The sequence below is a fragment of the Pseudomonas sp. SK3(2021) genome (genome assembly GCF_016772375.1).
GTDB classification, from domain to species: Bacteria; Pseudomonadota; Gammaproteobacteria; order Pseudomonadales; family Pseudomonadaceae; genus Aquipseudomonas; species Aquipseudomonas chlororaphis_I.
The window spans coordinates 2372230-2387425 of sequence record NZ_CP061943.1 but is presented as its reverse complement, the minus strand read 5'-3'; the positions used below and the strand labels follow the sequence as shown (position 1 = coordinate 2387425).

The window sequence follows — 15196 nt, the reverse complement described above, 5'->3', positions numbered from 1 at the left end:
AAACAAAAACGGCAGCCTCGATGGCTGCCGTTTTTTTGCTGCTAGCGCCGACTCAGACCAGACGCGCGAGCATTTCCTTGGCTTCGCTTTTCTGACCGTCGTTACCTTCACTGATGACTTCGCCGAGAATATCCCGCGCGCCATCGTTGTCGCCCATGTCGATGTAGGCCTGGGCCAGGTCGAGCTTCGTCGCCACTTCGTCGGCGCCGGAAAGGAAATCGAAATCCCCTTCGTCGGCGCTGCCCACGGCGTCTTCCGCGGTAAAGGTCGGCTCGGCCAATTCCGGCTGCTCAAGGCTTTGCGACAGGCGATCCAGCTCGGCGTTGACATCGTCCAGTTCGGACGCAAAAGCATCCTTGGCGGCGGGCTGCGCATCCATCTCGTCCGCCAGGGACAAGTCGAAGTCCGCAGGCAGTTCAAGATCGTCGAGCGCAGCTTCGGTCACCGTAGGCACCTCGACAGCCGGCAGGTCCTTCAGGTCGTCATCCAGGCTGAGAAGGAAATCCTCGTCGGCTTGCGCCGCGGCAGGAAGGTCTTCGCCCAGATCCAGGTCGAAATCCGACAGATCATCCAGGCTTTCCTTGGCTTCGGTCTGCTGCTGCAGCACCGACTCGAAACTCAGGTCGTCATCCAGCGGAAAGTCGTCCAGCTCGGGTTCAACTTGAGCAGGAGCAGCCGGAGCAGTTGGCTCCGCTGGAGAGGCCGCCTCCAGATCGTCCAGGCTCAGATCGAAATCGGTATCCAGATCGTCGACAGCCGCTACCGGCGCAGGCTCCTGAGGCTCGTCGAGCAACAGTTCCTTGACGTATTGAGCATCCAGCGCCGCCGCTACAGCAGCCGCGCCGAGACCTGCAGCCGCCACCGCAGCCATCGCCGGGAAACGGCTTTTCAGTTGCTCGACTTCCGCGTGGTTCTTGCCATTGGCCACCAGCTGACGTTCCTGGGCCACAAAAGCGCTGCGATCGCCCTGATGGCCATAGACTTCCATCAGTTTCAAGCGCAACTCGCTACGCTGCGGCTCCAGCTTGACGGCTTCCTCCAGGATCGCCGCCGCCTGGTTCAGGCGACCGCCATCGATATGGGACTGGGCCTGATCCAGCACATCGACCGGATGCTCGACCGCAGCAGCCACCGGCGCCGCGGCCACCACCGGCGCCACGACTGGAGCTGGAGCTGGAGCTGGAGCTGGAGCTGGAGCTGGAGCAAGCTTGACGCTCGGCGGTGGAACTTCAAGGCCTTCGAAGCTGCTTTCCGGCAGCTCCAGGTCCTTGGACAACTCAGCCTCTTCGGACAAAGCGCGCGCCATGCGCAGATGCTTTTCCGCCTCCTGCTGAGCCTTGCGGCGGCGAGCCAGCAACAGCAGCAGCAACAGCACCAGCACTGCCCCACCGCCCGCCAGCCCCAGGAGGATCGGGTTGGTCAGCAGGTCGTTGAATTTGTCTTCATCGGAAGCCGACGTTTGCGTCTGGGCCGGTGTCGCTTCAGCCGGGGCCTCGCCCGCAGCTGCCGCAGGATCGGTCACTGGCGCCGCCGGGGTCGCAGGCTGCTCAGCCAGTTGCGCCGGCATGGCCGCGGTTGGTTGGGCTGGCGCCACGGCACCCGCCCCTTGCGCCTGCAATTTGGCCAACTGGTCGTTCTTCAATTCGATCAGGCGTTGCAGCTTGTCCAGCTGGCTCTGCAAGTCCGCCATGCGGCTTTTCAACTCGGCGTTGTCACGCTTGGCCGTATCGAGGCTTTCCTGAGTCACCGCCAGCTTGTTGCTCAGCGCCTGGCTATCGCCAGCCGCACCCTTGCCCCGCGCCTTGCCCGACTCGGCAGACACCAGGCTCAGATTATCCTTGACCGCACCTTGCGCAGGCGCCTTGTCCGCGCCGGCGCGCCGGGTGCCGTCCAGTTGCTGCTGAGCACCGCGTGATGCCAGGCGACGCCCCTGACGCCACGCCGTATTCTGCGCGGCGACCTCGGCGATCGCTTGTGGTTGCGGCAGGCTGGTGCTCTGCACTGCATCGGGCAGGCGCAATACCTGCCCGGTTTTTAGCCGGTTGATGTTGCCATCGATAAAGGCATCCGGATTCAGCGCCTGGATGGCCAGCATGGTTTGCTGGACCGAACCGCCATTACGGGCCTTGGCGGCGATTTCCCAGAGGGTGTCGCGGGCCGAGGTGGTGTACTGGGCAGGCTTGCTGGCACCGGTGACTGGCGCGGCAACCGCTGGAGCCTGGGCCGCGGATTGCGCGGCCGCCTCAGCGGTTTGCGGGGAAAACTTGGACGGATCGAGCAGGACGCTGTAGTCGCGCAGCAGACGGCCATTGGGCCACATCACCTGCACCAGGAACTTGACCATCGGCTCGGAGAGCGGCTGGCTCGAAGTGACCCGCAACACGCTCTTGCCGTTGGCATTGAGCACCGGGGTAAAGCTCAGGTCATTGAGAAAAGCCTGGCGATCGACACCCGCCTTGGCGAAATCTTCAGGCGAGGCCAGGCTCGGCACCACCTCGGCGGCGGTGAGATCCTTGACGTCCAGCAATTCGATTTCTGCAACCAGTGGCTGGTTCAGAGTCGACTTCAGGGTCAGCTCCCCGAGCCCAAGCGCCTGCGCCATACCGGAGGACAGCGCCGACGCGGCCGCTATTGCTAACACCAGTTTGCGAACTTGAACCATAGCCTCATCCTTTGTTTGAACATTCCTCGGCCAGCGAGAAGGTGTTGTAGCGCTGCCGTAAGGCATTGCGTGCGGCCTGAAGGGCCGCTTCGCGCGATTATGTCTGCATGCCTTGGAAGCCCGCGACAGCAGCTCACCTCCAGCAACCAGCCAAGCATAGCGCCCAGCTAGAATCATTCTGCAAATTGTTGCCAAGTATCTTTTACAGCAGGTCTTTTATCAACAACTCAGCCAGCTGCACCGCGTTGAGCGCAGCCCCTTTGCGTACGTTATCTGACGTCAGCCAGAGATTAAGTTCCGCCGGGTCGTCGATCCCCGCGCGCACCCGACCAACGTAGACCACATCCTGCCCTACTGCATCGCCCACCGCGGTCGGGTAGTCGCCCGCCTCTACCAGTTCAATGCCAGGCGCCGCTTCGAGCGCGGCATTGACCGCGTCCAGGTCGATCGCCGTGGCTGACTGCAGAGTCACGCTATAGCTATCGCCAAAAAACACCGGGGCTTGAACACAAGTGACAGAAATCTTTAATGAAGGCTGCGCCAGCACCTCGCGCAACTCCCGGACCAGACGTTTTTCCAACAAGGTGTGACCGTGCTCGTCGGGCGTACCGACCTGGGCCAACAGGTTGAACGCCATCTGCCGGTCGAAGAAGCGTGGCTCCAATGGGCGGGCATTGAGCAGTTCGGCGGTCTGCCGCGCCAGCTCGGTTACCGCTTCGCGGCCCTGGGTGGACACCGCCAGGCTGGCGGTCAGGTTGACCCGCTGGATCCCGAACAATGCCTGCAAGGGCGCCAGGACCACCGCCAGCGACGTGGCCGCGGCGCTGGGGCTGCTCAGCTGCACGGGCTTCTTCAGGCCGGCCAGCACGCGCGCGTTGGCTTCCGGCACCAGGTTCGGCGCCTGGGCCGAAGGCAATGCGCCCGACAGGTCGATCACCGCGCAATTGGCCGCCGTGGCCCGCGGGGCGAAGCTCAGGGTCACCGCCGGGCCGGCAGCGAAAAACGCCAGTTGCACCTTGCTGAAATCGAACTCGTCGACCTCGCGCACGCGCACATTTTTTCCACGAAACGGCACCGAGTGCCCCGCCGACTCGCTGCTGGCCAGCAGATGCAGGTTGGCGATCGGAAAATCGCGTTCTTCGAGAATCTGGACGAGGGTTTCGCCGACAGTACCGGTGGCACCGATCACGGCGATATCGAAGGACTGGTTCATGCTGCTACCTCTGGCGAAACGGGGGGAGCGGCACTTTACCCGGCGCTCGGGGGCGAGGCAATTCAATGGGGAGCCGCGGGCCTCATCACCAACCAGCTGGTTCCTGCAGCAGGCCTGTGCCGATATGAAAAAGCCCGCGCCTCTTGCAAGGCGCGGGCTCTTTCAACGCATCAGAGGATCAACGCTCGAGCAGGATCCGCAGCATACGGCGCAGCGGTTCGGCGGCGCCCCACAGCAGCTGGTCGCCGACGGTGAATGCGCCGAGGAACTGCGAGCCCATGTTGAGCTTGCGCAGACGACCCACCGGGATGTTCAGGGTACCGGTGACCTTGGTCGGGCTCAGTTCCTGCATGCTGATATCGCGCTGGTTCGGCACCAGCTTGACCCAAGGGTTGTGCTGGCTGATCAACCCTTCGATATCGGCGATCGGCACGTCCTTGTTCAGCTTGATGGTCAGCGCCTGGCTGTGGCAGCGCATGGCGCCGATGCGGACGCAGATACCGTCGACCGGGATCGGGCTCTTGAAGCGACCGAGGATCTTGTTGGTCTCGGCCTGGGCCTTCCACTCTTCGCGGCTCTGGCCGTTCGGCAGTTCCTTGTCGATCCACGGGATCAGGCTGCCGGCCAGCGGCACACCGAAGTTCTCGGTCGGATAGGCATCGCTGCGCATGGCTTCGGCGACCTTGCGGTCGATGTCGAGAATGGCGCTGGCCGGGTTGGCCAGGTCATCCGCCACGGCGGCGTGGGTCGCGCCCATCTGCTTGATCAGTTCACGCATGTTCTGCGCGCCGGCACCGGACGCCGCCTGGTAGGTCATGGCGCTCATCCATTCCACCAGACCGGCTTCGAACAGGCCGCCCAGGCCCATCAGCATCAGGCTGACGGTGCAGTTGCCACCGATGTAGTTCTTGGTGCCGGAGTCCAACTGCTGGTCGATGACCTTGCGGTTCACCGGGTCGAGGATGATCACCGCGTCATCCTGCATGCGCAGGCTGGAGGCGGCGTCGATCCAGTAGCCCTGCCAGCCGGCTTCGCGCAGCTTGGGGAAGACTTCGCTGGTGTAGTCGCCGCCCTGGCAGGTCAGGATCACGTCGAGGGTCTTCAGCTCTTCAATGCTGTAAGCGTCCTTGAGCGGAGCAATGTCCTTGCCCACGGACGGGCCTTGGCCACCGACATTGGAAGTGGTGAAAAACACCGGCTCGATAAGATCGAAGTCCTGCTCTTCCAGCATCCGCTGCATGAGCACGGAACCGACCATGCCGCGCCAACCGATCAGACCTACACGTTTCATCGCAACTACACCTATACAAAAGTGGGCCACCGTCTGAGCGGTGGGCCCGAAAGATTACAGATTCCGCAGCGCGGCGACTACTGCATCGCCCATTTCCTGCGTACCCACCTTGGTGCAACCGGCCGACCAGATGTCACCGGTGCGCAATCCCTGGTCCAGCACCAGGCTCACGGCCTTTTCGATGGCATCCGCCGCGTCGTTCAGGTTGAAGCTGTAACGCAGCATCATCGACACCGACAGAATGGTCGCCAGCGGGTTGGCGATGCCCTGCCCGGCGATGTCCGGCGCCGAACCGTGGCATGGCTCGTACATGCCCTTGTTGTTGGCATCCAGCGACGCGGACGGCAGCATGCCGATGGAACCGGTGAGCATCGACGCTTCGTCGGAAAGAATGTCGCCGAACATGTTGTCGGTGACGATCACGTCGAACTGCTTCGGCGCACGCACCAGCTGCATGGCAGCGTTGTCGACGTACATGTGGCTCAGCTCGACATCCGGGTAATCCTTGGCCACCTGCTCGACCACCTCGCGCCACAGCTGGCTGGACGCCAGGACGTTGGCCTTGTCCACCGAGCAGAGCTTCTTGCCGCGCACACGGGCCATGTCGAAGCCGACACGGGCGATGCGACGGATTTCACTCTCGCTGTACGGCAAGGTGTCGTAGGACTGACGCTCGCCGTTGTCCAGTTCGCGGGTGCCGCGTGGCGCGCCAAAGTAGATACCGCCGGTCAGCTCGCGGACGATGAGGATGTCCAGGCCGGAGACGATTTCCGGCTTGAGGCTGGAAGCATCGGCCAGTTGCGGATAGAGGATCGCCGGACGCAGGTTGCCGAACAGCCCCAACTGCGCACGGATCTTCAGCAGGCCGCGCTCAGGGCGGATATCACGCTCGATCCTGTCCCATTTCGGGCCGCCCACGGCGCCCAGCAAGACCGCGTCGGCTGCCCGCGCACGATCCAGGGTCTCATCGGCCAGCGGCACGCCGTGCTTGTCGATGGCCGCGCCACCGATCACGTCGTGGCTCAGCTCGAAGCCCAGGCTGTACTTGGCGTTGGCCAGCTCCAGCACCTTGACCGCCTCGGCCATGATTTCCGGGCCGATGCCGTCACCTGGGAGAATCAGAATCTGCTTGCTCATGCTTTCCTCATTTGCTCTGTCGGTGTGCTGGTCGGCACGCCCGGAAAAATACTGTTGCCTGGCCTGCGCGCCGTCTACCTGTAGAGAACGAAGCGCCGGCCCGAATATCAAGCCCGCTATGATTTTTTAGTGGTTTCAGGACCTATCGCGAGCAAGCTCGCTCCTACAACAACGCCGATCAGGCGTCGCGAAACAACCACGGCTGGCTGGCCCGATGCTTGGCCTCGAAGGCGGCAATCGCGTCGCCATCCTGCAAGGTCAGGCCGATATCGTCCAGACCGTTGAGCAGGCAATGCTTGCGGAACGCATCGATCTCGAACTTCAACACCTTGCCATCGGGACGGGTCACCGTCTGGGCCTGCAGATCGATCTGCAGCTGGTAGCCCGGCTCGGCCTCGACCTGCTGAAACAATTCATCGACTTCAGCATCGCTGAGGATGATCGGCAGCAAACCGTTCTTGAAGCTGTTGTTGAAGAAGATGTCGGCGTAGCTCGGCGCAATGATGCTGCGAAAACCATATTCTTCCAGCGCCCAAGGGGCGTGCTCGCGACTGGAGCCGCAACCGAAGTTTTCCCGGGCCAGCAACACGCTGGCGCCCTGGTAGCGCTCGGCGTTGAGCACGAAGTCCTTGTTCAGCGGGCGCTTGGAGTTGTCTTGGTACGGCTGGCCGACATCCAGGTAACGCCACTCGTCGAACAGGTTCGGGCCGAAGCCGGTGCGCTTGATCGACTTGAGGAACTGCTTGGGAATGATCTGATCGGTGTCGACGTTGGCACGATCCAAAGGCGCGACAAGACCGGTGTGCTGGGTGAAAGCTTTCATGCTGCGCTCCTTAGATCAATTCACGGACGTCGACGAAGCGACCGTTGACGGCGGCGGCCGCGGCCATGGCCGGGCTGACCAGGTGAGTACGCCCACCGGCGCCCTGCCGGCCTTCAAAGTTGCGGTTCGAGGTCGAAGCGCAATGCTCACCCGATTCCAAACGGTCCGGGTTCATCGCCAGGCACATCGAGCAGCCCGGCTCACGCCATTCGAAGCCTGCTTCGAGGAAGATCTTGTCCAGGCCTTCCGACTCCGCCTGGGCCTTCACCAGGCCCGAACCCGGGACCACGATGGCCTGCTTGATGGTCGAGGCCACCTTGCGGCCCTTGGCGATGACGGCCGCGGCACGCAGGTCTTCGATCCGCGAGTTGGTGCAGGAACCGATGAATACCCGGTCCAGCTGGATGTCGGTGATCGCCTGGTTGGCGGTCAAACCCATGTATTTCAAGGCACGGACAATAGAGTCGCGCTTGACCAGGTCCATCTCCTTGGCCGGGTCCGGCACGTTCTGATCGACGGCCAGCACCATCTCGGGCGAAGTGCCCCAGCTGACCTGCGGCTTGATCTGCGCCGCATCCAGCTCAACCACGGTGTCGAACCGGGCGTCGGCGTCGGACACCAGGTCCTTCCAGGCTTCGACGGCGAGGTCCCATTCCGCGCCCTTGGGTGCGAACGGACGACCCTTGACGTATTCCACGGTCTTTTCGTCCGCCGCCACCAGGCCCACGCGGGCGCCGGCTTCGATGGACATGTTGCAGATGGTCATGCGGCCTTCGACGGACAGGTCGCGAATCGCACTGCCGGCAAACTCGATGGCATGGCCGTTACCGCCAGCGGTGCCGATCTTGCCGATCACGGCCAGGACGATGTCCTTGGCGGTCACGCCAAATGGCAACGTACCCTCGACCCGCACCAGCATGTTTTTCATTTTCTTGGCGACCAGGCACTGGGTGGCGAGCACATGCTCGACCTCGGAGGTGCCGATACCGTGGGCCAGGGCGCCAAAGGCACCGTGGGTCGAGGTGTGGGAGTCGCCGCAGACCACGGTCATGCCGGGCAAGGTCGCGCCCTGCTCCGGGCCGATGACGTGAACGATGCCCTGGCGCACGTCGTTCATCTTGAATTCGACGATGCCGTATTCGTCACAGTTGTCGTCGAGGGTCTGAACCTGCAAACGCGAGACCTGGTCGGCAATCGCGCTGATGCCGCCCTTGCGCTCCGGCGTGGTCGGTACGTTGTGGTCCGGGGTCGCGATGTTGGCATCGATGCGCCAAGGCTTGCGCCCGGCCAGACGCAGGCCTTCGAAGGCTTGCGGCGAGGTCACTTCATGGATGATGTGACGATCGATATAGATCAGCGCCGAGCCATCGTCGCGCTGCTTGACCAAATGCGAATCCCAGAGCTTGTCGTAGAGCGTTTTGCCGGCCATCAGACGGTTCCTCATCATTTTCTATGCCGCGGGTCTCTGACACCGGTCAATAACCCCTTGGCTTGTGAGGCTGATGCTATGGCGTTACATTAAATAACTCAAATTCATATTTTTTATACTTTGGATAACCGACTGGAATACGACCATGGACCTGGCCAACCTCAATGCCTTTATCGCGATTGCCGAAACCGGCAGCTTCTCCGGAGCCGGAGAACGCCTGCACCTGACCCAACCGGCCATCAGCAAGCGCATCGCCGGCCTTGAGCAACAGCTCAACGTCCGACTGTTCGATCGCCTGGGCCGCGAGGTGGGCCTGACCGAGGCCGGACGCGCCCTGCTGCCACGGGCCTATCAGATCCTCAACGTGCTGGACGACACCCGCCGGGCGCTGACCAACCTGACCGGCGAAGTCAGCGGCCGCTTGACCCTGGCGACCAGCCACCATATCGGCCTGCACCGCCTGCCGCCCCTGCTGCGCGCCTTTACCCGGCGTTACCCGGAAGTGGCCCTGGACATCCAGTTCCTCGACTCGGAAGTGGCCTATGAAGAGATCCTCCACGGTCGCGCCGAGCTGGCGGTGATTACCCTGGCCCCCGAGCCCCATACGCTGGTCAAGGCCACACCAGTATGGAACGACCCGCTGGACTTCGTCGCCGCCCCCGAGCACCCGCTGGTGAGCAACGGCACGGTCAGCCTGGCCGATATCGCCCTGCACCCGGCGGTATTTCCTGGCGGCAACACCTTTACCCACCATATTGTCCAGCGCCTGTTCGAGGCCCAGGGCCTGACCCCGAACATCGCCATGAGCACTAACTATCTGGAAACCATCAAGATGATGGTGTCTATCGGCCTGGCCTGGAGCGTCTTGCCGCGCACCATGCTCGACGATCAGGTGGCGCGCATTCCTTTACCGGGCATACAGCTCACTCGCCAGCTAGGCTATATCCTGCATACCGAACGGACGCTGTCGAATGCTGCGCGGGCTTTCATGGCCTTACTGGATGCACAAGTCGATTGGCCAGGGACCAAGGCGTAAGCGTCCCGGCATGGCTTATGCCCCCTCTTTGCCTGCCCGGACCCGCGCCTAACGCTCTTTTCAGCCCAAGGCCCGCTACTCATGCCAAAACCCGCTGACCGTCTACCGCCCATGCCGCGCATTCACGCGCTCGACCCCAAACAGTCGGAGCAAAGCTGGGAGAGCGCCCCGCAGCTGCTTGCCGCACTCAATGGCGCACGGCTGGGCGCCTGGTACTGGGACATCGAAAGCGGACAAATCAGCTGGTCGCGGGGCACCCAGGCGCTGTTTGGCTTCGATCCGCGCCAGCCGCTGCCCAAAGACCTGGAATACCTCGACCTGCTGCCCGAGGAAGACCGCGCCAAAACCATTCGCGCCTTCCATTCGGTGCTGGCCGGCGCGCCGCTGGAGCAGGCGATGCATCACCGCATCCGCTGGCCCGACGGCAGCCTGCACTGGCTGGAGATCAATGGCAGCGTGCTGCCGGACAAACACGGCAAGCCCCGGATGATCGGCGTGATTCGCGAAATCACCCATCAACGCCAGCGGGAGCAGGCCCTGAGCAGTTCGGAAAAACGCTTTGCCACGCTGTTCCACCTGTGCCCGAACATGGTGCTGCTGACCCGCCTGGAAGATGGCCTGATCAGCGAAGCCAACCAGTACTTCGAAATCCTCTTCGGCTGGCCGGTGCAGCACGTCATAGGCCGCACTACCCTCGAACTGGGCCTGTGGGTCGACCCGGAACAACGCGCGCAAATGGTCAAGGCGGTCCAAAAGCGCGGCCAGGCCGCCACCCTCGAAGTGCAACTGCGCGCCAGCAACGGGCAGATTCACGACGGCATTCTCAGCGCCCAGAAAGTCGAGCTGGAAGGCCAGGCCTACCTGCTCAGCACCTTCCTCGACACCAGCGAACGCAAACTCGCCGAACAGGCCCTCAAGGACAGCCAGGAGCGCCTCGACCTGGCCCTGGACTCGGCCCAGCTCGGCACCTGGGACTGGGACATTCCCAGCGGCATGCTCTACGGCTCGGCCCGCGCCGCACAGCTGCACGGCCTGGAGCCGATGCCGTTCCATGAGTCCTTCGATGCGTTTTTCGAGGGCGTGCCCGACGAAGAGCGCGACAACATGCGCGATGCCTACCGCAGCCTGCGCGAAGGCCCGGCCGGCAATTATCAGCTGACCTATCGCGTACAGCTGGCCGATGGCTCGTCACGCTTTCTGGAAAGCCGTGCCCGCCTCTACCGCGATGAGCAAGGCAACCCGCTGCGCATGGCCGGGACCTTGCTGGACATCACCGAACAGGTCGAGCGCGAGCAGCGCCTGGTGACGTCCGAGGAGAAGTTCGCCAGCCTGTTCCAGGTCAGCCCGGACCCGATCTGCGTCACGCTCCAGGAAACCGGGCAGTTCATCGAGATCAACTCCAGCTTCACCCAGACCTTCGGCTGGACCGTCGACGAAGTGCTCAACCGCAGCGCCGACGAAATCGGCCTCTGGGACGACTCCGCCCAGCGCCTGCAACGGATCGAGCAGGTGATTCGCGAACAGGCGCTGAACAACGTCGCGGTGGTGGTCCGGCACAAGGACGGGCAACCCCTGACCTGCATCATTTCCAGCCGGCAGATCACCGTCGACAAACAACCCTGCATTGTCACCACGCTGCGCGACATCACCCAGCAACAGCGCTCCGAAGCCGCGCTCAAGGCCAGCGAAGAGAAGTTCGCCAAGGCGTTCCACTCCAGCCCCGACGCCATTACCATCACCGAGCGCGACACCGGGCGTTACCTGGAGGTCAACGACGGCTTCTGCCGGCTGACCGGTTACCGCGCCGAAGAAGTGATCGGCCGCACCGTGTATCAGGTCGGTATCTGGGCCGAGGAAAAACAGCGCTCGATCCTGCTCGCCGAGCTGCAGATCAAAGGTCGGGTCAATCACCTGGAAATGCTTGGCCGCAACAAGCGCGGAGAGATCCTGACGGTCGAGGTGTCGGTCGAACCCATCACCCTCAACGAGACCCCCTGCCTGCTGCTCACCGCGCGGGACGTCAGCCTGCTGAAAAACGCCCAGGCGCAGATTCGCCACCTGGCCTACCACGACCCGCTGACCAACCTGCCCAACCGCGCCCTGTTGATGGACCGCCTGAGCCAGCAGATCGCCCTGCTCAAGCGCCATAACCTGCGCGGTGCCCTGCTGTTTCTCGACCTGGACCATTTCAAGCACATCAACGACTCCCTCGGCCATCCGGTGGGCGACACCGTGCTGAAGATCGTCACCGCCCGGCTCGAGGCCAGCGTGCGCATGGAAGACACCGTGGCCCGCCTGGGCGGCGACGAGTTCGTGGTCCTGCTCAGTGGCCTGGAGGGCAGCCGCAGCGAAGTCAGCGACCAGGTACGGGAACTGGCCGACACCCTGCGCGAGCTGCTGTCCGAACCGATGTTCCTCGACGGCCAGCGCCTGCAGGTGACCCCAAGCATAGGCGTGGCCCTGATTCCCGATCATGGCTCGACCCCCACCGACCTGCTCAAGCGCGCCGATATCGCGCTGTACCGGGCCAAGGACTCCGGACGCAACACCACCCAGATGTTCCACAACACCATGCAGAAAGCCGCCAGCGAGCGCCTGCGCATGGAAACCGACCTGCGCCTGGCGCTGTCCCGGGGCGAATTCAGCCTGCACTTCCAGCCCCAGGTCGACGCCCGCGACAACCGCATCGTCGGCGCCGAAGCCCTGGTGCGCTGGCACCACCCCGAACTGGGGGCGCAATCGCCCACCGAGTTCATCAAGGTCCTGGAAGACAGCGGCCTGATCCTCGAGGTCGGTACCTGGATTCTCGACGAAGCCTGCCAGGCCTTCAGCCAACTGGTCGCCGAAGGCCTGGTGGACCCGCTCGATTTCAGCCTGTGCGTGAACATCAGCCCACGGCAGTTCCGCCAGAATGACTTCGTCGAGCGCATAGAGCGCAGCCTGAGCCAATACCAACTGCCGTCTTCGCTGCTGAAGCTGGAAATCACCGAAGGCATCGTGATCCAGAACCTGGAAGACACCATCAGCAAGATGCGGCGCCTGAAAAAACTCGGTGTGAGTTTCGCCATGGACGACTTCGGCACCGGTTATTCGTCGCTGACCTACCTCAAGCGCTTGCCGGTGGATGCGCTGAAGATCGACCAGTCCTTCGTCCGCGACGCGACCCACGACCCCAACGACGCGGAGATCGTTCGCGCCATCGTCGCGATGGCCCGCAGCCTGGACTTGAATGTGATCGCCGAAGGCGTGGAAACCGCGGAGCAGCTCGAGTTCCTGCAAGGCCTGGGCTGCCACTTGTATCAGGGTTACCTGCACAGCCGCCCGTTGCCGCTGGAGGATTTGAAAGCCTTGCTGGCCTGACAGATCACAGGCGGCAATTGCCAGTGTTTGGCGCAACCATAAAAAAGGCCCCGACTGGTCGGGGCCTTTTCAGCGACTCAGCGCTTGATCAAACGCCTGTGTGGCTGCGCATGAATCAATGCTGCAGCGCCGGCTGCTGCGTCCCGTTGATCGGGATGCGCTTGGCTTTCGCTTCTTCCGGGATCACCCGCAACAGGTCGATGCTCAACAGACCGTTGCTCAGACCGGCGGCCTTGATCTCGATATGATCGGCCAGGCGGAAGGACAGCTTGAACGCACGCTGGGCAATGCCCTGGTGCAGGAAGGTGACGCCTTCGTTCGCGTCACGCTTGCCGCCACTGATGGTCAGCACACCCTTCTCGACTTGCAGCTCCAGGTCTTCTTCCTGGAAACCGGCGGCGGCCACGACGATGCGGTACTGGTCGTCACCGTGCTTTTCGACGTTGTAGGGCGGATAGGTGCTGCCTGGCTCATTGCGCAGGGCGGTTTCGAACAGGTCGTTGAAACGGTCGAAACCCACCGAGGAACGGAACAGTGGCGCGAGGGAAAATGCAGTACTCATGGTTCAAATCTCCTGAAAACAATCAGCAAGTTTTTTTGTCTCCGCGACCCGAATTCGGCATCGCGTACCCCTTAGATAGGGACCGCCCATTGCATTTCAAGAGACTTTTTGCAGATTTTTTTCAGGCCGCCTCGGCCACTGGCAAGCCCAGCAAACGCGAGACTTGATCCGGTTCGGTTTCACGGCGCAGGACGGTGAACAACTCCACCGCCTCGGGATAATTGCGGGTCAGCATCGCCAGCCACTGCTTCAGGCGGCCCGGCGATTGGCGAGCCGTCATCTGTGCCTTGGCTTGCAGCCAGAAGTCCTGGATCAGCGGCACCAGCTCGGCCCAGGTCATCTCGACCATCTCCTCCCCGGCCCGCGCGGCAGCGATTTGCCGGGCCAGGTCCGGACGCGACACCAGGCCACGACCGAGCATGATGTCTTCCACGCCGCTGACTTCGCGGCAGCGGCGCCAGTCTTCGACGCTCCAGATATCGCCGTTGGCGAACACCGGCACCTTGACCACGTCCTGCACCCGCGCAATCCACTCCCAGTGCGCCGGTGGCTTGTAGCCGTCGACCTTGGTCCGCGCATGCACCACGATATGTTCCGCGCCACCTTCGGCCAACGCGGTGGCGCACACCAGCGCGCCATCCGGGCTGTCGAAGCCGAGGCGCATCTTGGCAGTCACCGGGATATGCGCAGGCACGGCACGCCGCACATGCTCGACGATCTGGTTGAGCAACTCCGGCTCCTTGAGCAGCACCGCACCGCCACGGGATTTGTTGACGGTCTTGGCCGGGCAGCCGAAGTTCAGGTCGATGACTTCGGAACCGAGTTCGCAGGCCAGCGCGGCGTTTTCCGCCAGGCACACCGGATCGGAACCCAGCAGCTGCACCCGCAGCGGCACGCCGGACGCGGTCCGGGCGCCATTCAACAACTCGGGGCCGAACTTGTGGAAATAGGCCGGCGTGAGCAACTGGTCGTTGACCCGGATGAACTCGGTCACGCACCAGTCGATACCACCGACCCGGGTCAGCACATCCCGCAGGATGTCATCGACCAACCCCTCCATGGGCGCCAAAGCAATTTGCATGAATCACACTCAACGTAAAACGCGGTAGAAAAAACGTGCGGCAGTTTACTGGGTTTCGCTGGGGAGCAGGTATTTCAACGGGTGGATGGTCACAGGCGACGATACAGCCATGCCGAAGGCTCAGCTCGCGCCTTGCAATGCCGGTCCATAACCTTCGAGAAATTCCGCCGGCATGCGCTTGGGCTTGCCGCTGGACAGCTCGATGCAGACAAAGGTGGTCTGGGCCCGCAGCAAGGTGGCGCCGTCGCTCGGACGCACCAGCTGGAAACGCCGCGACATCTTCAGGCGCTGGTCCCAATCGACGATCCAGGTCGCCAGTTGCAGCTCGTCGCCTTCATAGGCCGCCGCCAGGTAGTCGATTTCGTGACGAACCACCGCCATGGCTCGATCCAGGCGGCGGTACTCGCTCAGGTCCAGGCCCAGGCGCTGGGAATGACGCCAGGCGCAACGTTCGAGCCAAGTGACATACACCGCGTTGTTGGCATGCCCCAAGCCGTCGATGTCTTCGGCCCCCACCTGCAGATCGATGATAAATGGCGTTGCCAGATCCCAGCCCATGCCCCACTCCCGGTCAGATTATTCGACCGGGGCAGTGTAACGGA

At 62.9% G+C, this 15196-nt stretch carries 11 protein-coding genes; 2 read left to right on the top strand and 9 right to left on the bottom strand.

What is annotated here, in order from left to right; translation table 11 throughout:
- Nucleotides 1–52: 52 nt before the first annotated feature.
- The 6 genes from IF690_RS10865 to leuC form a co-directional block, all read right to left on the bottom strand.
- Entirely contained in the window at nt 53–2662 is a 2610-nt protein-coding gene (locus IF690_RS10865) for a motility hub landmark protein FimV (protein WP_202700042.1), read from the bottom strand.
- Nucleotides 2663–2864: 202 nt separating this feature from the next.
- Entirely contained in the window at nt 2865–3875 is a 1011-nt protein-coding gene (locus tag IF690_RS10860; protein WP_202700041.1) for an aspartate-semialdehyde dehydrogenase, read from the bottom strand.
- Between the two features lie 178 nt (nt 3876–4053).
- Nucleotides 4054–5166, bottom strand: coding sequence for an aspartate-semialdehyde dehydrogenase (asd, locus tag IF690_RS10855; RefSeq protein WP_007921989.1), 1113 nt, complete (start codon nt 5164–5166; stop codon nt 4054–4056).
- Between the two features lie 54 nt (nt 5167–5220).
- A complete protein-coding gene (gene leuB / locus IF690_RS10850; RefSeq protein ID WP_202700040.1) occupies nt 5221–6303 on the bottom strand; it encodes a 3-isopropylmalate dehydrogenase in 1083 nt (360 codons plus the stop codon).
- A 178-nt stretch (nt 6304–6481) separates the two neighbouring features.
- Nucleotides 6482–7126, bottom strand: coding sequence for a 3-isopropylmalate dehydratase small subunit (leuD, locus tag IF690_RS10845; protein WP_009048098.1), 645 nt, complete (start codon nt 7124–7126; stop codon nt 6482–6484).
- Nucleotides 7127–7136: 10 nt separating this feature from the next.
- Nucleotides 7137–8555, bottom strand: coding sequence for a 3-isopropylmalate dehydratase large subunit (leuC, locus tag IF690_RS10840; RefSeq protein WP_202700039.1), 1419 nt, complete (start codon nt 8553–8555; stop codon nt 7137–7139).
- Between the two features lie 145 nt (nt 8556–8700).
- Here leuC and IF690_RS10835 point away from each other — a divergent pair, with 145 nt between their 5' ends.
- Nucleotides 8701–9591 carry a LysR family transcriptional regulator gene (locus tag IF690_RS10835; protein ID WP_053260337.1) on the top strand — a complete coding sequence of 297 codons (891 nt, stop codon included), beginning with the start codon at nt 8701–8703 and terminating at the stop codon, nt 9589–9591.
- An 81-nt stretch (nt 9592–9672) separates the two neighbouring features.
- Nucleotides 9673–12951, top strand: coding sequence for a sensor domain-containing protein (locus tag IF690_RS10830; protein WP_202700038.1), 3279 nt, complete (start codon nt 9673–9675; stop codon nt 12949–12951).
- A gap of 115 nt (nt 12952–13066) precedes the next feature.
- Here the strand turns inward: IF690_RS10830 and IF690_RS10825 are convergent, their stop codons facing one another.
- The 3 genes from IF690_RS10825 to IF690_RS10815 form a co-directional block, all read right to left on the bottom strand.
- On the bottom strand, nt 13067–13513 hold the full coding sequence (locus tag IF690_RS10825) for an Hsp20 family protein (RefSeq protein WP_038580533.1): 447 nt from the start codon (nt 13511–13513) through the stop codon (nt 13067–13069).
- Nucleotides 13514–13634: 121 nt separating this feature from the next.
- Nucleotides 13635–14594, bottom strand: coding sequence for a tRNA dihydrouridine synthase (locus IF690_RS10820; protein ID WP_202700037.1), 960 nt, complete (start codon nt 14592–14594; stop codon nt 13635–13637).
- Nucleotides 14595–14714: 120 nt separating this feature from the next.
- Entirely contained in the window at nt 14715–15152 is a 438-nt protein-coding gene (locus tag IF690_RS10815) for an acyl-CoA thioesterase (protein ID WP_007922008.1), read from the bottom strand.
- Between the last annotated feature and the right edge of the window lie 44 nt (nt 15153–15196).

Bases quoted from the DNA above. Each gene is read 5' to 3' on its own strand.
- IF690_RS10865 (WP_202700042.1), bottom strand. From the start codon at position 2,662: ATGGTTCAAGTTCGCAAACTGGTGTTAGCAATAGCGGCCGCGTCGGCG.
- IF690_RS10860 (WP_202700041.1), bottom strand. From the start codon at position 3,875: ATGAACCAGTCCTTCGATATCGCCGTGATCGGTGCCACCGGTACTGTC.
- asd (WP_007921989.1), bottom strand. From the start codon at position 5,166: ATGAAACGTGTAGGTCTGATCGGTTGGCGCGGCATGGTCGGTTCCGTG.
- leuB (WP_202700040.1), bottom strand. From the start codon at position 6,303: ATGAGCAAGCAGATTCTGATTCTCCCAGGTGACGGCATCGGCCCGGAA.
- leuD (WP_009048098.1), bottom strand. From the start codon at position 7,126: ATGAAAGCTTTCACCCAGCACACCGGTCTTGTCGCGCCTTTGGATCGT.
- leuC (WP_202700039.1), bottom strand. From the start codon at position 8,555: ATGGCCGGCAAAACGCTCTACGACAAGCTCTGGGATTCGCATTTGGTC.
- IF690_RS10835 (WP_053260337.1), top strand. From the start codon at position 8,701: ATGGACCTGGCCAACCTCAATGCCTTTATCGCGATTGCCGAAACCGGC.
- IF690_RS10830 (WP_202700038.1), top strand. From the start codon at position 9,673: ATGCCAAAACCCGCTGACCGTCTACCGCCCATGCCGCGCATTCACGCG.
- IF690_RS10825 (WP_038580533.1), bottom strand. From the start codon at position 13,513: ATGAGTACTGCATTTTCCCTCGCGCCACTGTTCCGTTCCTCGGTGGGT.
- IF690_RS10820 (WP_202700037.1), bottom strand. From the start codon at position 14,594: ATGCAAATTGCTTTGGCGCCCATGGAGGGGTTGGTCGATGACATCCTG.
- IF690_RS10815 (WP_007922008.1), bottom strand. From the start codon at position 15,152: ATGGGCTGGGATCTGGCAACGCCATTTATCATCGATCTGCAGGTGGGG.